Origin of the sequence: Synechococcus sp. R55.3, assembly GCF_047461975.1 — a bacterium.
Taxonomy (GTDB): Bacteria; Cyanobacteriota; Cyanobacteriia; order Thermostichales; family Thermostichaceae; genus Thermostichus.
Genome location: NZ_JANSIG010000009.1, coordinates 12,033 through 34,125 on the forward strand (window position 1 = coordinate 12,033; position 22,093 = coordinate 34,125).

A 22,093-nucleotide genomic window follows, 5' to 3' on the forward strand; every position below is an offset into this window, starting at 1 on the left:
CTCGATTTCCCGCAGACGGGCGGCGTTCTCCTCGGCAGACTGGGCGCGGCTTTCTTGGATGGACTGACGCAGCTCCTGGATGGATTGGCAGAGCTCCCGGATTTCTCGGCTGTTGGCAGCGGTCTGTTCAGCCGTCCAAGCCAGCAGTTGTTCCACCCGGTCTAAGCGGTCTTGGCTCTGACTATTCACTCCGATGCCTCGCCTTGTGATGCAATCGATAAACTCCATCCGATTATAAGTGGAGTTAAGCTCAGCCAAATAGGATAGGTGGAATGGTTATTCCCAGAGCCGCCGGATCGGAGACCGATGCAGCAACTGGTGGGCTTCGGACAGCAACTCCGGGATCCGCAGATGCTCTGGGCAGCGGGGCAAGCAGTCACCGCATTCGGTACAGCGGTCGGCAGGTGACCCCGGAAACCAATGCCCAGCTTGGCCGAACATGTTGTAGCGGTACTGGGCAAACTCCGTCATCTCGTGGGCAATGGCCAAGTTGCGCAACCGCAGCACTTCCGGAATGTGGATCCCTTCTGGGCAGGGCAGGCAGGCGTAGCACTGGGCGCAGCGGCTGGATCCCAAGCGTTCCTGCTCGGTTTGGCGCAACCGTTCTTGCACCTGAGGGCCATTTACCCACCACCGGTCGGGATCCCGTAAGGCCGACAAGGCCACCTGCAACTCCTCAGGATGGGTGATGCCTAGGCTGAGGGTGTGAACACGGGGATCCGCCAGCAAAAAACGATAGGCAAATTCCAAGGGGCTGAAAGGGGCACAGCACTCCTGCAGGTGTTGGGGCGGGCGATAGAGCATTCCCCCCTTATCGGCGGGAGAAATAATGAACACGCCCATATCCTGCTGGGCAGCTGCTTTTAGGGCCGGTGCATTGCGCTGTTGGAAAAAGTGATAGTGCAAATTAACAAAGTCAAAGCATCCTGTCTGGATGGCCTGCAAAATTAACTCCAGGGATCCATGGGTGGAAAAACCAATGTAGCGCACCCAGCCTTCTTGCTGCATCTGCTTGAGAATCGGCAACCCTTTCTGCAGCACCCACTCCAGATGTTCCGGCAAGTTGATGCCATGAAAGGCAAATTGATCCAGGTAATCCACCCGCAGACGGCGCAGGGATCCCTGAAGCCGCTCTCGCAACCCATCTGTGGGAGTGAGTTTGCTGGTCAGAATCAACTGATGGCGTGAAAAGGGCAGGGTTTGCAAAATCTCGCCCAAGAGCACCTCGGCATGGCCATAAGCCTGAGCCGTTTCGATGTGGTTGATCCCTGCGGCTAGGGCTGCCTCAACGGTTGCCTGAGCCTGAGCCCTGGGCACATTGACCAAGCGCATGCTGCCCAGAGAAAAAACCGAGACCAGCTGTTGGGTGCGCCCAAAGTGACGGTAAAGCATTCCGGTTGAGGTAGCACCGGCAACTTCCATCAAGCCACCCCCTGGAAACGAGAAACGGCCTCAGATTGTCGGGTACAGACGGCATTTCCCTCAGGGGATTGGGGGTTTTTGCCCAGCAGTTCTGCCGCCAGCAGGATCGCCTGCTTAAGGCTCTCGCACCGGGCCACCCCTTGGCCGGCAATGTCGAAGGCGGTGCCATGATCGGGAGAGGTGCGAACAAAAGGCAACCCAATTGTCAGGTTGACTGCCCGGTCAAAAGCCAGCATCTTCACCGGGATCAAACCTTGATCATGATAGAGAGCCAAGTAGGCATCTGCCACAGTTGGGGATCCCTGGCCATGCCAGGCTTGCGCGGGAGCCACCCACAGGGTGTCGGGGGGAAGCGGCCCCCAGATTTGGGCGTGGGCATAGGTGCGCAGCAGCTCGGTCAGCCATTCTTTTTCCTCAGATCCCAGTTGCCCCTGTTCGCCGGCGTGGGGATTCAGGCCGGCCACTGCAATCCTAGGATCCGGGATCCCAAAGGTGTGGCGCAGGGATCCCACCAGCAAATCCAGCGCTGTCCGCACCCGCTCTGGGGTCAGCACGGTGGGCACCTGGCCGAGGGGAATATGGGTGGTGGCCAGCAAAACCCGCATCTGCCAGCCACTGTGGGGGGAACGGGCGACAAACAGCATCCCGTAGCGTTCAGACCCACTCAGCTGGGCCAAAACTTCCGTTTGGCCAGGGAACCGGTAGCCAGCTTGATGCCAGAGATATTTGGCGATGGGTGCTGTCACGATCCCCTGAAACTCCCCCTGCAACGTCCGTTCGACCGCCGTTCTCAGGTAAGCAAAACTAACCGCACCACTGTCGGCATCCCCTTGACCGACACGGCCAGGCTGCAACCAAAAGCCCGTGTTGCATTCCAGCATCGGGATCCCTGCCGGATGGGCCAACGGAGCCGGCGACCGATCTCTCAGCAGGCGATAGGTGGCTTCTAGAACCTGCCGATCCCCTACAACCGTGATGTGGGCGCAAGACTGCACCTCAGGATCCGCCAGCACCTTGAGCACAATTTCCGGCCCAATTCCCGTGGGATCCCCCAAGGTCAGGGCCAGTTTGGGCAGTGCAAGGCTCATGGTGTCTTTATCTTGAGAAGACAGATCTTGAGAAGACAGATGATCTCCATTTTGCAGGGGAAGCAGAGTGCCGACAAAAGCTGTGGGGTAAGGTCGCCATCCCTCTGAGCCAGAATGCTGAGCTCAGCCTATCCAGTCATCTGCAAGGGGATCCATGCCGGCAAAATGGTTTAATGAGGGTTTAGCGATATTTGACCTCATATGGCCGAGACATTCCTTTACAACGCCTTGCGTGCTGCCCTCGACGAAGAAATGGCCCGGGATCCCAACGTGTTTGTTTTGGGAGAAGATGTCGGCCATTACGGTGGCTCCTACAAAGTCACCAAAGACCTGTATCGCAAGTATGGGGAGATGCGCCTGCTGGATACCCCCATCTGCGAGAACAGCTTTACCGGCTTGGCCATTGGGGCAGCCATGACCGGCTTGCGCCCGGTGGTGGAAGGGATGAACATGGGCTTTCTGCTCCTGGCCTTCAACCAAATTGCCAACAATGCCGGTATGCTTCGCTACACTTCTGGGGGCAACTTCAAGATCCCGATGGTCATCCGCGGGCCGGGCGGGGTGGGTCGTCAGTTGGGGGCAGAGCACTCGCAGCGGCTAGAGGCTTACTTTCAAGCGGTGCCTGGGCTCAAGATCGTAGCCTGTTCAACGCCTTACAATGCCAAGGGCTTGCTCAAGTCCGCCATCCGCGATGACAACCCAGTTCTCTTTTTCGAGCATGTCCTTTTGTACAACTTGAAAGAAGATCTGCCGGAGGAAGAATACCTTTTGCCTCTGGACAAAGCCGAAATCGTCCGATCTGGCTCCGATGTTACCCTGCTCACCTACTCCCGCATGCGCTACCACGTGCTCAAGGCCGTGGACACTCTGGTGCAGCAGGAGATCGACCCCGAGGTGATCGACTTGATCTCCCTCAAGCCTCTGGATATGGAGACCATTGCCGCTTCGGTGCGCAAAACCCATCGGGTGATTATTGTTGAGGAAGACATGAAATCGGGTGGCATTGGGGCGGAACTGACGGCTCGCATCATGGAAGAACTGTTCGATGAGCTGGATGCGCCGGTGGTGCGTTTGGCTTCGCAGGACATTCCCACCCCCTACAACGGCACCCTGGAGGCAGCCACCATCGTGCAACCTGCAGATATCGTGGCGGCGGTGGAGCGGCTCCTCTACGCGGATTAGAACCCCTACAAAACAACAGTAAACTACCCGCACTCATGCTGACGCAGAGTGCTCCGCGCCGCTAAAGCGAAAGAGTGCAGGCTTTCGGTAGCCCTGTAGTTGGCAAGCCAACCACGTTCGCGAAGCGAGCCGTAGGCTTGACCTCTAGGCTGGTTTACAGCAGCCCCCAAAAGCGCAATCACATTCGCACCATTGAAATCCGCATCCCCTTCCCATCCACAGTGCCCACACTTAAACTTCTTCCCACTGCGGTAGGACTGTTCAGGGTCGGGATGAATATGCAAGCACCGGTGGCAGGTCTGCGACGTGTAGGCAGGCGGAACAAGAATCAGAGAAACCCCTGCAACCCTCGCCTTGTATTCCAGAAATTGACGGAGTTGGTAGAACGCCCAACTGTTAGCCCTGCGCCGCTCGGCTTTGCTGCGGGGTTGTTGGTTGATACGCTCCCGAATCCCTGTCAGGTTTTCCAGAGCAATGGCACTGTTTGTGGCCTTCGCCCTAGAGACAACAGCCTTGGAGATGCGATGATTGAGCCAGGCTTGAAAGCGCCTCTCCTTGCCAGACAGCCGTTGCAACAGTTCTCTGCATCTGCGCCGCGAACTGCGGGTGCCCTTACTGGCTTTTTGCTGGAGTACCGCTCTCAGCTTGGAATAACGGTCTCGGACTCTGCTCAACTGCTGTCCATTCCAGTTATCTCCTTCCGATGTATGGGCAATATCTGTCCTTCCCAAATCCACACCCAGTACCCTGTCCGTGCGTTGGCGTGGAAACGGTTCCGTTTCCACACAGATTTGGATTTGAATGTAGTAGGAACCTTTGCGCTTGACCAGAGTGGCCGATTTGGGATTGGAGCCCGCCAGCTTTTCTCTCTGGTAATGACCAATCGCCAGCTCAAAGCGTTCTCGACCCTCCACCGTGGTCAGCGACACCGTCCAGTCTTTCTCGCGAAATGAAAAGATACGAGCGTCATAGGTCGCAAAGCCCCCCTTGAACGCTTTGACCGGGCGGTTTTTCTGTCGGGCGACCTTACGGGCACCTGCCAGCCGTCTGCAGACCTGCTGAGCCAAGTTACTGGACAAGCCGAACCGGGCACGGATTTGGTGGTAGCCCAGAGATTGAAGTTTAACGGCGTTGGCGACTTTCTCGGGTGTGTTTTGGTTGACCCAGTTCAAGGCTTGGCCGAAGGCATCCAAGGTCGCGTCCAACTTTGCGGCTTGCGACTGGGACACCTTGAGCTTGCAGGAAAGGGTCAGGACTTGGGTCATGGTTGTATCGTAACTCCGCATTCCTCCCGACCCTCGCCCTACGGACAGAGGGCGGGGCTCCTGCGCTAGTAAGCTGAAATACGGCTATCCCCTCTGCCGCATAATGAAAGCCGGGAGTTCTCTGCGTCGGATCTATGCCCAACAGCTTGCCCGGTTCCATTGATCTCAGCCAGAAGCGCATTTTGCTCACAGGGGGCAGCGGCTTTTTGGGCAAACATGTGCTGCAACAGTTGCAGGTGCTGGGGGTAAAGCCGGAGCAGGTGCGCATCCCGCGCTCGCGCACCCAGGATCTGCGCCGCTGGGAAGTCTGCCAGGAGGTGGTGCAGGGGCAGGAGATCGTGATCCACTTGGCCGCCCACGTAGGCGGGATCGGCCTCAACCAAGCCAAGCCGGCAGAACTCTTCTACGACAACCTCATCATGGGATCCCAGCTCATCCACGCCGCCTATCTGGCCGGGGTGGAGAAGTTTGTCTGCGTGGGCACCATCTGCGCCTACCCCAAGTTTACCCCCGTCCCCTTCAAGGAAGAGGATCTCTGGAACGGCTACCCGGAAGAGACCAACGCCCCCTACGGCATCGCCAAGAAAGCCCTGCTGGTGCAACTGCAAGCCTACCGACAGCAGTACGGCTTCAACGGCATCTACCTCCTGCCGGTGAACCTCTATGGCCCGATGGACAACTTCGACCCCGAAAGCTCCCACGTCATCCCAGCCTTGATCCGCAAGGTGCATGAAGCACAGCAACGGGGCCAAAACTATGTCGAAGTGTGGGGGGATGGCAGCCCCACCCGCGAGTTTTTCTACGCTGAAGATGCGGCCCGCGGCATTGTCATGGCCACCCAGCTTTACGACGGGGCGGATCCCTTGAACCTGGGCACCGGTGAAGAGATCTCCATCCGGGATCTGATTGCCCTCATCTGCGAGCTGATGGAGTTCCGGGGAGAGATCCGCTGGCAAACGGACAAGCCCAATGGCCAACCCCGCCGCTGTCTGGATGTCTCCAAAGCCCGAGAGAGGATGGGTTTTGTGGCCAAAGTCGGCTTGCGGGAAGGGCTGCAGCGCACCATCGACTGGTACCGCCGCCACGCCTGCTCTGGGCAAAGCTAGGCAACCCCTTGGCTCTCCAGCCGGCCATCCTCCATGTGCAGCACCCGATCCGCGATGTCCAGGATGCGGTTGTCGTGGGTCACCATGAGGATGGTGCAGCCCTGCTCCCGCGCCAACTTCTCCATCAGGGTCACCACCTCGCGACCCGACTTGCTATCTAGGGCTGCCGTGGGCTCGTCTGCCAGCACCAGCTTGGGATGGCTGACCAAGGCCCGCGCGATGGCCACCCGCTGTTTCTGTCCTCCCGAAAGCTGCTCAGGGTAAGAGTGGACGCGATCCCCTAGGCCCACTGCCGCCAGCATTTCCTCTGCCCGCTGCTGCACCTGTTGAGGAGCAAGGCCGTTGTGCAGCTCCAGAGCCATGCGCACGTTTTGAGCTGCCGTCAGCGAGCGCAGCAGGTTATGGGCTTGGAAAATGTACCCGACCTGGCGGCGGATTTGGATAAGAGTGCTCGGCTGAGCTCCCCGCAGCTCCTGTCCCAACACCCGCAAGCTGCCCTCCTGCACCGAGCGCAAGGCCCCCAGCAGCGTCAGCAGGGTGGTTTTGCCGGAGCCGGAAGGGCCAGTCAGCAGCACGATCTCCCCTGGCTGCAGGGCAAAGCTAATGTCGAAGAGAATCTGCTTGCGCAGGGATCCCTCGCCGAAATAGTGGTTTACACCTTCGGCTTTCACCACTGGCTCAACGGCATTCTGGGCAGAAGCAAGGGCAGCTTGATCGAGAAGAGGAGTCAGCATAGGAAACTCAAAATCTCAAAACTTTGCGTTGACAACTCATTGACCACTTAGGCCGTCATTTGGAGCGTTGAGATGAGACCATTTAGAAACCTTTGGCCGGAGAGCGTTGATGAGGATCCCAGAAGTTTTTAGACAGTTTAGTTCAAACCCTTCACCATCCATCCGATCCCCTTTGGCAGACTATTGACTTACCAACGCCCCGGCGCCCTGCCCACAGCCAAAACTCTAGAAAATGTCGGCAGGATCGGCTGCCCGCAGCCGTCGCACGGCAATCGCTCCTGAGATGAAACACATGCTCACCGCCAGCCCCAGGACCAGCATCGCCCGGTTGAAGGTCATGGCAATAGGCAGCAACGTGGCATTGGCCGTCAAATCGTAGAGCAGAACCGACAGGGCAAAGGCGGGAATATACCCCAAGCCGGCCAGCAGGATCGCCTCTTGAAATACCACCCCCAGCAGGTAGGTATCGGTGTAGCCCATGGCTTTGAGAGTGGCATATTCCGCCAGGTGATCCGACACATCGGTGTAGAGAATTTGATAGACAATCACAATGCCGACAATAAAGCCCATGCCCACCCCCAGGCCGAAAATAAAGCCGATGGCTGTGCCCTCTTCCCAGTAGGTTTGCTCCATATCGATAAACTCCGCCCGTGAGAGCACCCGCACATCTTCCGGCAGCAAAGCCCGCATCTGCCGCACCAAGGGATCCGGATCCACACCCGGCTGGAGTTGCACCACGCCGATATCCACTAGGCCGCGCCCCCGCTGCGGAAAAATGCGCAGGAAATTGAGATCGCTGGTGAGAATGGTGCCGTCGGCTCCAAAGGTGGCCCCCATCTCAAACAGGCCCCCCACCTGGACGCGGCGGTTTCCCACCTCAGTAACCACCTCTCGCCCGGACTCAAACCACTCTGGGATGGGGCCAAACTCGCTGCGGGAGCGGCGGTCAAAAAGCACCACGTCCGCCTTTTTGATCTCTTCCAGCTTGTCCGGCGTCAGTTCCGGCAAGTCCAACAGATCAGCCGAGGGATCCACTCCTACCACAAAAATGCTGCGGGTACGGCGGGTCTCTGGGTTTTTCCAGAGGGCAAAGCCCACATAGACAGGCGAGATGGCCCGCACCCCCTCAAAGCCCAAAGCCTGATAGAGTCGCCGCTGGGAGAAGGTGTTCATGGCAATCAGGGCGTTGGACTGAGGGCTGACCAGGAAGATCTCTCCCTTCAGGGCCACGTGGAAGCGGATGGCACTTTCCAGCAGGCTGTCTTGGAAGCCCAACTGCATGAACATCAAGATGCAAGCAAAGGCAATGCCCGCCAGGGCCACCAGCAGGCGGATCTTCTCCCGCGTCAACTGCAGCCAGGCCAACGGGATCCGATGGGCGATAAAAGCCACACTGAACAGGCTGTACATGGGCTGAGCCTACCCCTCGACATCGATGGCCACATTCACCTGCAGGTTGGTCAGGCCAGCCACGCGGGCGCTGCTCTCCGGATCCAGGCGGATATACACCTCTACCACACGGGCATCCACATCGGCAGCTGGGTCGGTGTTGAGCACATCTTTCTTGCCAATCTGCAGGCCTACCCGCTCCACTCGGCCCTGCAGGGTTTCTGGCAGAGCGCGGTTGCTAATGGTGGCCTGCTGGCCTGGCCGAACCCGCAAGATGTCTGCTTCGTAGACCTCGGCCACCACCATCATTTGGTCAGTGTTGCCCAGCTCGAGAATGCCCTCGCCGGCGGGGATGACCTCTCCAGGGCGGGTGTGGATCTTGAGCACCTGTCCAGCACGGGGAGCGCGGATGAGGGTGCGCTCTAGGCGAGCTTCTGCCAGTTCCAGATTGCGGGCCAGGGATCCCAGTTGGACTTGGGCTTGGGCCAGACTCAGTCCCGCCTCGGCAGCTTGGACTTGGGCTTGGGCATTGAGCAGATCCCGCTCACGGGCCAGGCGCAGTTGGCTCAGGGTGGCTTCGGCAGCCCGCAAGTCCTCCTGTCGTTGCCGCACCAGCAGCCGGCGTTGATCCAGCTCTTGTTGCGAGATTGCTCCTTCCTGCCAGAGCTCCTGAAAGCGGGCCAGATTGGCCTCGGCATCGGCCAGTTCTGCCCGGATACGTTCCACCACCGCTTCCTGGGAGCGGATTTGCATCTGTTGCGGCTCGTCCAGACGGCTGAGGCGGGTGCGTGCCTCTTGGATTTGGGCCTGACTGAAACGGGTCTCGGCCTGCAACCGGGCGCGGGCCTCTTGAAGTTGGGCGGCAGCGTACTCTCGCTCCGCCAACCGCTCGGCGTAGCTTTCCAAGCGGGCCAGCACTTGGCCTGCCACCACGCGATCCCCCTCGGTCACCAGCAGCTCTCCCAGCCGTTCTCCAGGGGAACCGGCAATGCGCAGCACTTCCCCCTCCGGCTCCAGGCGACCCAAAGCACCAACTTGCGGAGGCAGCCGCATTTCCACCGTTGCCTCTGCACTTCCCGATACCGACTGTGTGGCTCCCTGTTGGCTCAATCCCAGCCATGCCAGACCGGCACAACCAAGCAGCCCGACTCCTGCCAGCGACCAAAGCGCTCGTGGGTTCATGGCCTTTTACCCGCTGTGGCTTTGCAGACGACAAACGCCGCCTCTTTTTCTTAAATAAGTGTAAAGTTTTTGGGATGAAAATGTCCAGCCGTATTCTATGTTGCTTGTCTTCACCGTATTTTCACTCCCTTTGGGTTCCCCAAGGTGCCGGAAGATCATTGGCAGCCGGTGAGGCGCAGCCTACCTAGCTCTGGGGATTCCTGATATGATGTGGCCTGTTCGAACCTGTTTGTAGTCAGCAGAACGCAGTCCTTTTTCTGGAGTGTGGCGGTTTTAGGAGTGGGGTGGAGTTGCGATGGTGGAAACAGTTGGAGGAAGGGATCCCATCCCGCCGTTGCCGGTTCCGTCTCAGCCTCTGCCCCTGCATTTGGATCCCTTAAATCCCTTGCTGTCCACCTATCACTTTGTGGGCATTGGTGGAGTGGGGATGTCGGCTCTGGCCTATATTCTGGCTAAGCAAGGGTTTCGCGTTTCCGGATCCGACATTGTCGCCAATGGCCGTACCCGCCGCCTGGAAGCTTTGGGGGTGCGCTTCTTTCAGGGCCACAGCTCGGAGGGATTGGTCGGGGATCCCCAGGTGGTCTATTCCAGCGCCATTCGCCCCACCAATCCGGAATTGGCCGCTGCCCTGGGCAAAGGATTGACGGTTTGGCACCGGGCAGACTTGTTGGCGGCTCTGTTTAACCATCGCTCTGGCATTGGGGTGGCCGGCACCCACGGCAAAACCACCACCAGCAGCATGATCGGCTATGTATTGCTCTCGGCGGGCTGGGATCCCACCTTGATTATCGGCGGGGAAGTGGATGCCTGGGATGGCAATGCCCGTCTGGGCAAGGGGGAGTATTGGGTGGCCGAGGTGGATGAGTCGGATGGATCCCTGGTGCGGCTCTATCCCAAGATTGGGGTGATCACCAACATTGAGCTGGATCACCCCGATCACTACGCCGATTTGGGGCAGGTGATCCGGGCTTTTCAACAGTATGGGCAGCAAAGCCAAACCCTGGTGGCCTGTCTGGACTGTCCCAACGTGGCGGCTCACCTGAGGGTGGATGTGGGCTACAGCCTGACCGGTCATCCCCAAGCCCAGTACCAAGCCCGTCAGATCCTCTACACTGCCAATTCCACCTGCGCTGAGATCTGGGAAAAGGGATCCCTCCTCGGACAGCTTCGCCTACAGGTGTTGGGATCCCATAACCTCAGCAATGCCCTGGCGGCGGTCGCCGTGGGGCGGCAGTTGGGCTTGGAGTTTGCGGTGATTGCCTCGGCTCTGGCCGAGTTTCGAGGGGTGCAGCGGCGATTTGAAGTCAAAGGCGAGGTGGAAGAAGTCACCTTTATCGACGACTATGCCCATCATCCCAGCGAGATTCGAGCCACCCTGCAGGCAGCACGGCTACAGCAGCGGCGGGTGGTGGCGGTATTTCAGCCCCATCGCCACAGCCGCTTGGCTGCCCTGTTCCAAGATTTTGCCCGCTGCTTTGGGGAGGCGGACGTGGTGGTGATCGTGCCCACCTATGGGGCGGGAGAGCCGACGCCTGAGCGTTCTGACAGCTTGCGTTTGGCCGTAGCGGTGGCGGAGCACCATCCCCATGTGCGCTATGTGTCGTCTTTGCCGCGATTGCCGGAGGTGTTGCCGTCCGTCCTGCAGCCTGGAGATCTCGCCGTTTTTTTGGGCGCAGGGGACCTAAATCAGCAGATAATCGCTACGATGCGGGCATATGCGGCTCAGGTGAGGGAACAGCCTGGGCAAGCCAAAAATCCAAACTTCAGCTGAAAAGATAGCTGCTTCTGAGGTATTGAATCATGACGATGGCTCCGGTGGTGCCTCAGCGGGACGGTTCCTGTGAGTCTGAGGCGGCAAGTCTTACCGCTGAAGACAGGCTTCTCCCCCGCGGGCCGGCGGCTCTGCTATCTGGACGAATTCAATCGGGGATCCCGTTGGCTCCTCTGACCACCTTTCGCGTGGGCGGCAAAGCGGAGTGGTATTGTGAGCCCCGTATCCATCTGGAGCTGCAGCAGTGTTTGGCTTGGGCGCGAGCAGAAGGGATCCCCACGACGCTGCTGGGGGCAGGTAGCAATCTGCTCATCAGCGATGCGGGGTTGAAGGGGCTGGTGATCGGCACTCGCCGTTTGCGGGGGATCCAACTGCTGGAAGGGGGGAGAATTTGGGCCGCTGCCGGAGAGCCTTTGGTCAATCTGGCGCGGGCAGCCGCCAAGCAAGGCTGGAGCGGTTTGGAGTGGGCCATCGGGATCCCTGGCACCCTGGGGGGAGCCGTGGTGATGAATGCGGGTGCCCACGGACGCGCCATGGCGGATGTGCTGGTGGAAGTGCAGATTTTGGACGAGGAACAAGAGCCCTGCCGCCTAGAACCTGCCGATCTGCAATTTGGCTATCGCCGCTCTCGCCTACAGGACTCCCCCTGGACGGTGACAGGAGCGACGCTGCAGTTGATCCCAAGCAGGGATCCGTCCCAGGTGCAGTGGGAAACCCAGCGCTACCTCAACCAACGCCTAAGCTCTCAGCCCTATCATTTGCCCAGTTGTGGCAGCGTCTTTCGCAACCCAGAGTCTCACCCTGCCGGCTGGCTAATCGAGCAGGTCGGCTTGAAGGGGTACCGCATCGGTGGGGCCCAAATTTCAGAGCGCCATGCCAACTTCATCCTCAATTGCCATCAGGCGAGTGCCAAGGACATTTACCGCTTGATTCGCTTGGCCCAGGAAAAGGTCTATCAACAATGGTCGGTGCTTTTGGAGCCGGAAGTGCGCATTCTGGGATCCTTTGAGGATTAGAAGAGCATCGGCTGGGCAATTTGGCCTGCTTTCTTTTGATGACTTTGATAATTTCGATGATTCTGCTCTTAAACTGTTCTTACCAGCTTAGATGCTCGTCGATTCTTTCCTATCGGCTTATGAGTCAAGATGTAGCCACTTTACGTCGTTTAATTCAACGGCTCAATCAGTCCCACACCACTGCGGAAGAACGCCGCTATTTGGTGGAGATCGGCAGCCTGGCTGCTTTGCTCACCCCAGAAGAGGCTGCCGCTTTGGCCCAAGATCCCAAGCAACTCACCGCCGAGCAGCACTATCGCATTTGGGACTGGGTGCATCGCTGGGAACGGGAGCACCGCCACGAAGATCTGGACTGGGATCCCTCTCTAGACCGACACAACGACTAGAACTCGAAAGAATCCCGTCCCGCTATCACGAACAAATCCCGGCCAGAGTCTAAGACAAAAGCCATCTCCAAGTCTCATTTTTGAACAGGATCCACACCCCCAAGCCCATGAGAATCCAGGGCACCCAGCGCTCTCCCCGCTCGGCCAAAACCTTGGCTACTTCAGGTTGCATTGTCAGTTTTTGAGCCACTGCAAACCACAATCCCTTCATCAGAAAAATCGTGGAAAAAAGGGCCAACTGAGGAGGGGTGCTGCCGGCAAACAGAGGAACGTACAGGCTGACATTATCTCCACCATTGGCAAAGGTGAGGAGCATGGACATCAGGGCTGGTGGGGGCAAAAAAACTGACCAAGCCTTTTGGGTTGGGCGCTCTCGCAACTCTTCCAACTCTTTTTCCAAGGTTTCTTCAGGTTCAGGTCGCCACAATTTCCAACCACCCACAGCAATCGGGATCACCCCCAGCAGCCCAATCGCAGGTGGCGGCAACAACAGGCCTCCCAAGTATCCCAGAGAGCTGATCAGGATCAACCCTGCCAAGCCCAAGTAGCCCCCCAGCCAAATGTGCCAGCCCTTCCAAGTAGGCCGAATCTGTGCCTGGGCAAACAACAGAACCAGCAAGAAAAAGTCGTCGATATGGGTGGCAATAAAAGCGAGGATCCCTTCGACTAAAGTTGCCCAGAAAATTGCCAGCGGCATAGGGTTAAGAAATGGGGAAGATGGCGCTGATATCGACGAGGTGAAACTGAAGCAGCCCAACAATAGCCGAAGTATAGGCGGTAGAAGAAGCCAGCCCAATCAAGAGATCGCGTTTCATATTGCGGGGTTTCTCGCCTTTCTCGACGACATCCGTAGCGCCAAACTGCATCATGAGAATGCCCATCAAGTTGGAGAGCCAGTACCCCACGAGGGTTCCGCTCAAAAACCACTGTGGCTGCCACAGGCTACAAAGGTAGCCAAACCCATAGGCAATCGGCAGGTTGAAAAACAAGTCATTCCACCAGGAAAGGGGAGACAGCATAAACCCCAAAATCAGTAAAATGCCACCTCGGAGCTTCTTCCCCATAGGTCTTGCTCTCCAGCGTTACGTCCTCACAATCTTAGCTTCACATTGCTTCATGAAAACCCAAAAACAATGTCTGGCTCTCCACCTGGGAGTGTGGCACGGCCTCTTCTCCAACTATCGACCCACCGCCGGCGGCTGGGAGCTGGGGGGCCAAAAGCGCAGCCTCATCACCTTTGAGGCCTTGGCTCCATCCTCTTCTTCAGGAAGTCCGGCGGCAGGGAGCGCGATCCGCCAAACCAACGCCTACTACCCCCTACAGGGATCCCCCACTCCAGAAAGCTGCCACAGTTGGGTTTACCAAGACTTCTCTCCTGGATTGCGGTTTTTCCCCGATGGATCCTTTTCCAACGGGCGGGTGCAACTGGCACCGTTCAGCGATTTTGCCGTTGAGCAAGGCTTTCTCTGGGAAGATCGCAAGGCGCGGGTGGTGCAGCAATGGGATGCCCAGGGCCGACTGATGGGGGTGACCACGATTTTGGAGCGCCGCGGCCAACCTTTGGATCCCGTTGCAGACTGTGCACCCCTGAGCAGAGAGCAGCTGAGAGCCTGCCTCCAGGGGAGATGGCGGGGGATCGCCCAGAGCTTTGCGGTTGCCGAGGGCCGGTTTGCCGAAACCGAGGTGGACTGCTCGGGGGCAGAGTGGTTGAGCAACTGGGATCCCTTGCCGGGAGGGCTGTGGATTGGCGGGCCGGATCCCTTGCCCATCCCTACCGCCCACCGGGATCGTAGCTTTTCGGTGAGCCTGAGCTGGTTTCCGCAGCCGGAAGACTGCCATTATCTCTTGCGTTTGATCCGGGACTACGATGCCCGCGGTGCTTGGCAAGGGGTTACGCTGATCCGGGCGCAGAGGGATCCCGTTTGAGAAAGGCGCAAACCTGGGCAAACACCGTTTCCCGCTCGCAGTCCAAAGTGAGGATGTGGTCGGAGTGCTCCAGCCAATGCAAGATCTTCTCCTCGGATCCCAGCTCTTGATAGAGCCACGCTGCCTGTTCAGGATCCACTACTGTATCTTGGCGGGATTGCAGGATCAGGGTGGGAACCCGGATGCTGGCCACTTCCCCCTTGACCCGCTCGATCAGCTCCAGAGCGCTGCGCACCGCCGACAGATTAAAGCTGCGGAAATAGGCCGTTCTTTCTGCCAAGGCTCGAGCGTCCCCATCCCGAATCGGCAAGCTGAGGCGGGGCACCTCCTTCAATAGCCAACCCAGGCTGTTCAGGTACTGCTCAGGGCGAAAAAGATAGTACCAGCGGTGGCGAATGGCGAAAAATGGCGCCAGCAGCACCAATTTATGGATGGGATGGGCAAAAGCCAGGTGCAAAGCCAGCAGACAGCCGGTGGAAAAGCCCACCAAGGAAACGCGCGGGTACTCCTGCTGCAAAGCCAGATAATGCTCCAAAGCCCGCCCGTACCACTCCGTCCAGCGGGAAGGGGGCATGCGATGGGCCGGGCGGTCATGGCCGGGATAGTTAAATCCCTGCACCGTCAGGCCAGCCGCCAACAGCCGCTCTGCCAGCCATTGCAACTCGTAAACACCGCCCCCCAATCCATGTAGCAGCAGACAGGCGTGTTCCCCTGCTCCTCGCCACAAAAAGGGTTCGTTACTCAACATAAAACATAAAAAAATAAAACTCCGTTCCACTTCGCGACGGGATCCCTTGCTAGCCCAAGGTGATATCCAGCAACATCATCACCACAAACCCACTGATGACCCCAAAGGTGCCCTCCCGCTCCAACCCCTGCCGGTGCGACTCAGGGATGATCTCATCGGAAATGACAAACAACATCGCCCCCGCCGCAAAAGCCATGCCCCAGGGTAGTAGGGGCTGCGCCAGAGAGACCACCGTTGCTCCCAGGATCCCGCCGATGGGCTCCACCAGTCCGGTCAGCAGGGCGATGCCAAAAGCGAACAGCCGCGAGTACCCCTGGCCCACCAGTGACAAAGCCACCACCAGCCCTTCTGGCATGTTCTGCAAGCCGATCCCCAACGCCAACGCCAACCCATCGCCGACTTGGCCGGTGGCAAATCCCACCCCCACCGCCAAGCCTTCCGGGAAATTGTGCAGGGCGATGGCAATGATGAACAGCCAAATCCGTTTCAAATGGGCGCGGTTCTCCCCTTCCACCCCTTTGAAAAAGTGCTCGTGGGGAAAAAAGCGGTGGGCACTCTCCAGGAAGATCGCCCCCAACAACAGGCCTGCCACCATCACCACAGCCGCCCCAAATGGGGAATACCCCAGCGCTATGGCTGCCTCGGTGCCCGGCACCAGCAGGGAAAAAGAGGTGGCCGCCAACATCACCCCACCCCCAAACCCCAGCAGGATCCCTTGCGCCCTTTCCGAGAGCGAGGGGAGAAACAGAGCGGGCAAGGCCCCTAACCCGGTTGCCAACCCGGCGATCAAGCTGGCCAGGGATCCCATCCCAATTGGATGCACAAGCCAATCTCCACAAAGGCCGAATGCTTCTCAATTCTCCTCCTTTTGCGACATTGTGTGCGGTTTGTGGCCAACCGGAATGGCAGATCCCCTGCTATGGCTAGCCCACCACCGGAGTTAGGGTTGCTTTGAAAGGCTCTCGACAGCGCAGTAGATCTTCCGTTTGAGCCTGAATGGCTGCCAACGCTTCGATCTCTGAGATGCGGGTACTTTGACCGGCCTCGGTGATCGGGATCCCGTCTACGAACACTGTGTGAACATTGCTGGCCCAAGCGGCATAAGCTTCTGTTGCCAGATTTTGTGTTTATGAGCGAGGTACACAAGAGCAAGTCTGAAGGCTCTATTCCCCAGTTGGAGCTTGCCATCTGAGGCAAGGTTTATTCCCAACAGTGGTAGATTGCGTGGGCGCAGAAGCATCCTAAGCAGCAATTTGACCAGGCTATACTTTAGTAAGGCGGGTCGACAAAAACTAAAGAAAACTAAAGTCAAGTCTGATGATGAGGAGTGAAAAAGCGATGCAGAAAAAAGCAGTTACAAACCTTTTGGCTTTGAGTCTAGGGGCGGCCTGTCTGGGGCTGACCGGCTGCGGTGGAGGCGGAAGCGGTGGGACGACAGTGCCTACACCTACACCGACTCCAACACCTACGCCGACTCCAACGCCTACGCCGACTCCAACACCTACGCCGACTCCAACGCCTACGCCGACTCCGACACCCACGCCGGGTGCCCCAACTTTTGCCAAGGCATTTAGTCCTACCTCGGTGGCTGCTGGCCCCACTGCCAAAACAACTCTGACCTACACGATCACCAACACAGCCGCTCTGCCGCTGACGGGTCTAGCCTTTTCCGATCCCCTGCCTGCCGGCTTGGTCGTTGCCACCCCCAACAACCTCAGCAACGGCTGTGGCGGGACGCTGGCAGCTGCACCAGGAGCAACTTCCATCTTGCTGGTCAACGGCTCATTGGCAGCCAACGCTAGCTGCACCATCAGCCTGGATCTTCAGGTTACAGCCACGACAGCGGGATCCCTGACCAGCCCCGCGGTAACCCTGAGCAGCAACCAAGCGCCTAATGCCACCGCTGCTGCTATCAACTTAACGGTAACGGTGCCAGCTCCCACCTTTACCATGGCCTTTTCTCCCAGCCTGCTTGGCCCAATCGGCGCACCTCCCGCTAGCGGGACTGGAACTTTGACGTTTACCATCACCAACAACGCAGCCATTCCATTGACGGGCTTGGCCTTTAGCCACACCTTGCCGCCAGCGCCGGTTGGTGGTTTGCAATTTGCCGGTGCGGCGACTCCTACATCGTGCGGCTCCCCCAATATCACAACCTCGGGGACTCCGCCCACCACCATTGGATTCACCGGAGGACAAGTAGCCCCAGGACAAACTTGCACAGTGACCATCTCTGTCCAAGTCTCATTCGTAGCTGCGGACCCACCCGGCACCTACAACTACCCCAACTCCCCGGTGACGTTGAACAGCACTGAGGCTGCCCCTGTTACAGTGGGGCCGGTAACCTGGACGGTTCAGGCTATTAATCCTTGACGGTTCAGGTTAATTAGTCCTTCAAAAGCAGCTCGGCAATTTGAACGGCGTTGAGGGCCGCACCTTTGCGGATTTGATCCCCGCACAGCCACAGCTCCAGGGCCTTGGGCTCAGAGATGTCTTGGCGGATGCGGCCCACCGCCACTTCATCCCTGCCGGCCACGTCGATGGGCATGGGAAAGCGGTTCTGCTGCCAATCTTCAATGAGCACCACCCCAGGGGCCTGGGCCAGGATTTGCCGGGCTTTTTCCACAGGGAAGGGCTGTTCAAACTCCAGGTTGAGGGCCTCGGCGTGGGTACGTAGCACCGGCACCCGCACACAGGTAGCTGTCAGCCGCAGGTTGGGGGATCCCATAATCTTGCGGGATTCGTTCACCATCTTCATCTCTTCCTGGCAGTAGCCGTTCTCTTGCAGGGGGCTGTTGTGGAGGAAGAGGTTGAAGGCAATGGGGTAAGGGAACACCTGGGGCTGCAACGGCTGCCCCTGGAGGTAGGCGTGGGTTTGCTCTTGCAGCTCCACCATGGCGCGGGCCCCGGCCCCACTGGCCGATTGATAGGTGGCGGCCACCACGCGGCGCAGGGGGATGTGGCGATGCAGGGGGTAGATGGCCACGCACATTAGGATGGTGGTGCAGTTGGGATTGGCAATGATCCCTTGGTGACGGAAGGCTTCCTGGGGGTTGACCTCCGGCACCACTAGCGGAACATTGGGATCCAGGCGAAAGGCGCTGGAGTTGTCAATCAGCACCGCCCCCGCCTCGACGATGGTTCTGGCCCAGGTTTTGGAGACACCGGCTCCGGCAGAGGCCAGCACCAGATCCAGGCCCCGGAAGGCCGCTTCTGAAACCGGCTCAACCGGGATCCGTTCCCCCTTGAAGGTTAGATAAGTGCCTGCAGAGCGGGGAGAGGCCAAAAGCTTTAGGTCGGCTACAGGAAAGTGGCGCTCTTCCAATAGCGTCAGCAGCTCCGTCCCTACTGCTCCTGTGGCCCCCAAAATGGCTACTCGTTGTTGCCGTGCCATGCTTTCTTGTCCTTAGGTTTTCCTAATTCTAGGGTTCCAGAGGTGGCTGTAATCGAGGCCAAAGCAGCCTGCACCTCTGCCAGCTCGACTTGATCGGTCAGCTCGGCCTGGCCGATGCGGCGGGGCAGAACGAAGCGAATCCGCCCCTGTTTGACTTTCTTGTCGGCCTGCATTGCCTGCAGCACTGCCTCCCAAGGGATCCCGGCCGGCCACCGGCTGGGCAGTCCTGCTTTTTCAATGAGGCGTTGTTGCCGTTCGGCTTCAGCAGCGCTCCACCACCCCAGGCGGCGGGCGATCTCCCCGGCAGCTACCATGCCGATGGCGACAGCTTCTCCGTGCAGATAGCGGCGGTAGCCGGTGGCAGCTTCTAGGGCATGGCCGAGGGTGTGGCCGTAGTTGAGGATGGCCCGCAGGCCCGCTTCTTTCTCGTCCTGCTGCACCACCCAGGCTTTGCACTCGGCACAGCGGCGCAGCAGGTAGTGCAAGTCTGCGGGAGTAAAGTCGGTATGGCGGCTCAGTTGGGGTCGATCTTCCAAAAACTCAAATAGGTCGGCAGCCTGAATCACGCCGTATTTGATCACCTCTGCCAAAGCCGAAGTAAACTCCCGTGGGGGCAGAGTTTTCAGCACCGTCGGGTCAATCCACACCAGGCGCGGCTGATAAAACGCCCCAATGAGGTTTTTCCCGCCAGGATGGTTGACGCCGGTCTTGCCACCAATGGCCGCATCCACCATGGCCAAAAGTGAGGTGGGCACCTGCACAAAAGGGATCCCGCGCAGCCAAGTGGCGGCGGCAAACCCCACTATGTCGCCAATGACCCCCCCTCCTAGAGCCACCAAGGTGGAGGAGCGCTCCAGGCCAAAGGCTAGGGCGGCGTCGTAGATCTTGGCCACCGAGCGCAGGGTTTTGTAGCGTTCGCCGGCAGGCAATAGGCAGAGGTGGGCGGCAAACCCCGCTTGTTGCAGCCCCTGCAGCAACTTCTCGGCAAAGTGTTTGGCAATGCCGGGATGGCTCACCACCAGAGCCCTGCCGGAAAGCCCTCTAGCTCGCATTTGGGATCCCAGCTGGATGAGGCTGTGGCCAGGGGGGCCTTCGGCAGACTGGAGGAGAATATCGTAGGAGCTGTGGGGAAGCTTGACAGGGATCAGATAGGGATCCATGCGTGTCGGTCCTGGGGGGCGGGATCCAGTGTGGCATGTTCTGCTCCCGTCTGCCTGCTGCAGGCATTGTCCTTGGGGTCTGAAAGCCCAGGGGATCCTGCTAGGGGTTGGGGTCAACTGGCTGCGGCTCCGACTGGGGAGTGAGGGTTTCCAAATCCGGCAGAGCTGTTCCCGCCGGCGAGGCCGAGTCTTCTTGGGCCAAATCCTGCAAAGCAGCTTGGGCCGGCTGAAATTGGGGATCCAGCTCCAGACAGCGCCGCAAGCTGGCCTGGGCGGCTTCTCGCTGGCCGGCGCGCAGTTGAATCAGCCCCAGGGTGTGCCAAAAGGCGGGCCGCTGCGGATCCAGGTGCGTGGCCTGTTGGGCGTCTGCCAGAGCAGGTTCCAGCTTCCCCAGTTTCAAGGCTTCCCAGGCGCGGTTGTTGAGGGCCACAGCATCTTCTGGGGTGAGCTGCAAAACCCGCGAGTAGGCTTGCACAGCTTGTTCGGGATCCTTTAGCTCGCCGTAGAGCAAGCCCAGGGCAAACCAGCCCCAGGGATCCCGTTCGTTGAGGCGGAGCATCTGCTGGCAGGCGGCACGGGCTTCTTCCAGCCGGCCCAGACGCCGCAGGCTGGTGATCTGGCCAAACCAGCAGGCAGAACTGCCGGGACGCTGCTGCACCAAGCGCTGGAAATGCTGCAGGCTGGCCTCATATTGCCCCAACTCCTGCTGGGCCATTGCCAGGGCATAGCGGGCCGGAAAGTGCTCCGGCTTGATCTTGAGGGCTTCCTCGAAGTGGATGCAGGCTTCTTTCAGGTAGCCCAATTTCTGGAAGGCCACACCGCGGGCGTACCAGCTTTTGTAGTTGTCGGCATCGTAGCGCAGAGCGCGTTCTAGGGCCTTGCTGGCCAGCCGATACTGCCCCAAGCGCAGCAGGGCCACCCCCAAGTTGTGCAGGGTTATGGGATCCCGGCGACGCAGCCGCAGCGAGCGCTTGTAACACTCGACAGCCGAGCGCAGCCGGTGGCAGTGGAAGAGGGCATTGCCTTGGTAGCGCCAAACCCGCGCACTTCTGGGGTTGAGCTTCAAAACCCGCGCAAAACTAGCCGCTGCCGAGCTGGGCCGCCGCAGCCGTCGCAACACGATCCCACGGGCCAGCCAGGTGCGGGGCTGCTTGGGGTTGTGGCGCAGCGCTTTGTTCAGGCTGTTCAGGGCCAGCTTAGACCGCTTCAGTTGCAGCAGGCGGATGCCGCGGTTATGCCAGGCCAGAGCATCTTCCGGGTTGCTCTCCAGCACCTTGTCGTAGTTAACCACCGCCGACTTGTATTGCCCCAGGCGCCCCAGAATCAGGGCCAGGCGCAGCCGGGTTTCTTCGTCGTAGGGGTTGATGCTCAGGGATCCGTTGTAGCTGTCCACCGCCTCGCGGTAGCGGGCCAACTGCACCAGCACATCCCCACGGCGGCTCCAAGCCAGGGCGAAGTTGGGATCCATGTTCAGAGCCCGGTCGTAGGCGGCCAGGGCTTCCGTCAGGTTGCCGCGGCGACGCCAGTCTTCCCCCCGCTCGAATTGGATGTCGGCACTGTTCCACTGAAACAGCCGCTGAATAAACTGCAGAATGGCAATCTGACGTGCCCCTTCTTCTGGCGTGGCGGAGGGAGTTTCGCCCGTGGCAATGCGCAGGATGGCCATCTGGATGGCCCGCAAAAAGGCCTGAAATCCCCGCACCTCTTCATCTTCCAGGGACTCTTTCCCCTCACGGCGGCGGTATTGCAGCCGGAACCGCTGCAGATCCCCGGGGGCAGGGAAGCTGGGATCCAAAAAGTGCATTAGCTCCAAGGCGCGGTACTCAAACAGCACCGGATCCTCTTCTGAGCCGGTAAAATCCAGCAGGGGCGCCTCTTCCAGGGGGCGGGGTAGCTCAGTGGGGGTGTGCAGCAGCGTCAGCAGACGCTGGTTTTGTCGTGCCGGGGCATGGGGAAACCCGCTGTACAGCTCATCCCTTGGCCAGGGATCGGCAACAAACTCTGGAGAGGCCACCACTCCCACCCAGCGGCATTGTTCGATGGCCAGTTGCAGCTCCAGCTTGCGGTTATCCCCCGGCTGCAGCATCCAGCGGTCAAACCAGACTTTGAAACCCTCGCGATCCAGCCGCTCCGCCAGTTGACGCGCCCACCGGGCTTGCTCTCGGTGGTAGCGCAAGAAAAGGTCGAACTTGTAATGCTCTGAAGACATGAACGCCCGCTCGCTGATCTTCTCCAGCTTATCTTTGCGTTATCGCTGCGCGACGCTTTCACAAACGCAAACGCACTAGCGGTGCGGGGCACTGCCCTCCACCGAGTCTGGGGCA

At 59.2% G+C, this 22,093-nt stretch carries 21 protein-coding genes and 1 pseudogene; 7 read left to right on the forward strand and 15 right to left on the reverse strand.

Annotated features, from left to right (window positions below):
• From NW849_RS02510 to pdxA, 3 genes and pseudogenes are all read right to left on the reverse strand, one after another.
• Positions 1–189 (reverse strand): annotated as a pseudogene (locus NW849_RS02510) (hypothetical protein); the annotation flags it as partial.
• 87 nt (positions 190–276) lie between these two features.
• Positions 277–1,392: an aldo/keto reductase gene (locus NW849_RS02515; protein ID WP_414355798.1), complete on the reverse strand. Its 1,116-nt coding sequence runs from the start codon at positions 1,390–1,392 to the stop codon at positions 277–279.
• Positions 1,393–1,421: 29 nt separating this feature from the next.
• Entirely contained in the window at positions 1,422–2,510 is a 1,089-nt protein-coding gene (pdxA, locus tag NW849_RS02520) for a 4-hydroxythreonine-4-phosphate dehydrogenase PdxA (protein WP_414355765.1), read from the reverse strand.
• A 201-nt stretch (positions 2,511–2,711) separates the two neighbouring features.
• Here pdxA and NW849_RS02525 point away from each other — a divergent pair, with 201 nt between their 5' ends.
• On the forward strand, positions 2,712–3,692 hold the full coding sequence (locus NW849_RS02525) for an alpha-ketoacid dehydrogenase subunit beta (protein ID WP_414355766.1): 981 nt from the start codon (positions 2,712–2,714) through the stop codon (positions 3,690–3,692).
• 23 nt (positions 3,693–3,715) lie between these two features.
• On the opposite strand, the gene NW849_RS02530 is transcribed toward NW849_RS02525, so the two are convergent.
• Positions 3,716–4,957, reverse strand: coding sequence for an RNA-guided endonuclease InsQ/TnpB family protein (locus NW849_RS02530; protein WP_414355767.1), 1,242 nt, complete (start codon positions 4,955–4,957; stop codon positions 3,716–3,718).
• Positions 4,958–5,091: 134 nt separating this feature from the next.
• Between NW849_RS02530 and NW849_RS02535 the strand changes: the two genes are divergently transcribed.
• Positions 5,092–6,063, forward strand: a complete 972-nt coding sequence (locus NW849_RS02535; protein ID WP_414355768.1) for a GDP-L-fucose synthase family protein — start codon at positions 5,092–5,094, stop codon at positions 6,061–6,063.
• Here NW849_RS02535 and NW849_RS02540 read toward each other — a convergent pair.
• The 3 genes from NW849_RS02540 to NW849_RS02550 all read right to left on the reverse strand — a co-directional run bounded on the left by NW849_RS02540 (position 6,060) and on the right by NW849_RS02550 (position 9,368).
• Positions 6,060–6,797: a DevA family ABC transporter ATP-binding protein gene (locus NW849_RS02540; RefSeq protein WP_414355769.1), complete on the reverse strand. Its 738-nt coding sequence runs from the start codon at positions 6,795–6,797 to the stop codon at positions 6,060–6,062. The genes NW849_RS02535 and NW849_RS02540 overlap by 4 nt on opposite strands.
• Positions 6,798–7,022: 225 nt before the next feature.
• The gene (devC, locus tag NW849_RS02545; protein ID WP_414355770.1) at positions 7,023–8,207 is read right to left on the reverse strand and encodes an ABC transporter permease DevC; all 1,185 of its coding nucleotides are present in this window, start codon (positions 8,205–8,207) and stop codon (positions 7,023–7,025) included.
• Between the two features lie 9 nt (positions 8,208–8,216).
• Positions 8,217–9,368, reverse strand: coding sequence for an ABC exporter membrane fusion protein (locus NW849_RS02550; protein WP_414355771.1), 1,152 nt, complete (start codon positions 9,366–9,368; stop codon positions 8,217–8,219).
• 334 nt (positions 9,369–9,702) lie between these two features.
• Between NW849_RS02550 and murC the strand changes: the two genes are divergently transcribed.
• From murC to NW849_RS02565, 3 genes are all read left to right on the forward strand, one after another.
• Positions 9,703–11,139, forward strand: a complete 1,437-nt coding sequence (gene murC / locus NW849_RS02555; RefSeq protein WP_414355799.1) for a UDP-N-acetylmuramate--L-alanine ligase — start codon at positions 9,703–9,705, stop codon at positions 11,137–11,139.
• A 29-nt stretch (positions 11,140–11,168) separates the two neighbouring features.
• Positions 11,169–12,155 carry a UDP-N-acetylmuramate dehydrogenase gene (gene murB, locus NW849_RS02560; RefSeq protein WP_414355772.1) on the forward strand — a complete coding sequence of 329 codons (987 nt, stop codon included), beginning with the start codon at positions 11,169–11,171 and terminating at the stop codon, positions 12,153–12,155.
• 119 nt (positions 12,156–12,274) lie between these two features.
• The gene (locus NW849_RS02565) at positions 12,275–12,541 is read left to right on the forward strand and encodes a hypothetical protein (protein ID WP_414342676.1); all 267 of its coding nucleotides are present in this window, start codon (positions 12,275–12,277) and stop codon (positions 12,539–12,541) included.
• Between the two features lie 49 nt (positions 12,542–12,590).
• Here NW849_RS02565 and NW849_RS02570 read toward each other — a convergent pair whose 3' ends face one another.
• A complete protein-coding gene (locus NW849_RS02570; RefSeq protein ID WP_414355773.1) occupies positions 12,591–13,238 on the reverse strand; it encodes a cadmium resistance transporter in 648 nt (215 codons plus the stop codon).
• A 4-nt stretch (positions 13,239–13,242) separates the two neighbouring features.
• The gene (locus NW849_RS02575; RefSeq protein WP_414355774.1) at positions 13,243–13,605 is read right to left on the reverse strand and encodes a hypothetical protein; all 363 of its coding nucleotides are present in this window, start codon (positions 13,603–13,605) and stop codon (positions 13,243–13,245) included.
• 52 nt (positions 13,606–13,657) lie between these two features.
• Here NW849_RS02575 and NW849_RS02580 point away from each other — a divergent pair, with 52 nt between their 5' ends.
• The gene (locus NW849_RS02580; protein WP_414355775.1) at positions 13,658–14,467 is read left to right on the forward strand and encodes a DUF3598 family protein; all 810 of its coding nucleotides are present in this window, start codon (positions 13,658–13,660) and stop codon (positions 14,465–14,467) included.
• Here the strand turns inward: NW849_RS02580 and NW849_RS02585 are convergent.
• From NW849_RS02585 to NW849_RS02595, 3 genes are all read right to left on the reverse strand, one after another.
• Positions 14,433–15,215, reverse strand: a complete 783-nt coding sequence (locus NW849_RS02585) for an alpha/beta hydrolase (RefSeq protein ID WP_414355776.1) — start codon at positions 15,213–15,215, stop codon at positions 14,433–14,435. The genes NW849_RS02580 and NW849_RS02585 overlap by 35 nt on opposite strands.
• Before the next feature lie 49 nt (positions 15,216–15,264).
• Entirely contained in the window at positions 15,265–16,038 is a 774-nt protein-coding gene (locus NW849_RS02590; protein WP_414355777.1) for a ZIP family metal transporter, read from the reverse strand.
• 100 nt (positions 16,039–16,138) lie between these two features.
• Entirely contained in the window at positions 16,139–16,288 is a 150-nt protein-coding gene (locus NW849_RS02595; protein WP_414355778.1) for a hypothetical protein, read from the reverse strand.
• A gap of 265 nt (positions 16,289–16,553) precedes the next feature.
• Between NW849_RS02595 and NW849_RS02600 the strand changes: the two genes are divergently transcribed.
• Positions 16,554–17,588 carry a hypothetical protein gene (locus tag NW849_RS02600; RefSeq protein WP_414355779.1) on the forward strand — a complete coding sequence of 345 codons (1,035 nt, stop codon included), beginning with the start codon at positions 16,554–16,556 and terminating at the stop codon, positions 17,586–17,588.
• Positions 17,589–17,601: 13 nt separating this feature from the next.
• On the opposite strand, the gene NW849_RS02605 is transcribed toward NW849_RS02600, so the two are convergent.
• The 3 genes from NW849_RS02605 to NW849_RS02615 all read right to left on the reverse strand — a co-directional run bounded on the left by NW849_RS02605 (position 17,602) and on the right by NW849_RS02615 (position 21,978).
• Positions 17,602–18,609 carry an aspartate-semialdehyde dehydrogenase gene (locus NW849_RS02605; protein ID WP_414355780.1) on the reverse strand — a complete coding sequence of 336 codons (1,008 nt, stop codon included), beginning with the start codon at positions 18,607–18,609 and terminating at the stop codon, positions 17,602–17,604.
• A complete protein-coding gene (aroB, locus tag NW849_RS02610) occupies positions 18,588–19,769 on the reverse strand; it encodes a 3-dehydroquinate synthase (RefSeq protein ID WP_414355781.1) in 1,182 nt (393 codons plus the stop codon). The genes NW849_RS02605 and aroB overlap by 22 nt, the downstream gene beginning before the upstream one ends.
• A 100-nt stretch (positions 19,770–19,869) precedes the next feature.
• Positions 19,870–21,978, reverse strand: a complete 2,109-nt coding sequence (locus NW849_RS02615) for a tetratricopeptide repeat protein (RefSeq protein ID WP_414355782.1) — start codon at positions 21,976–21,978, stop codon at positions 19,870–19,872.
• Positions 21,979–22,093 lie beyond the last annotated feature (115 nt).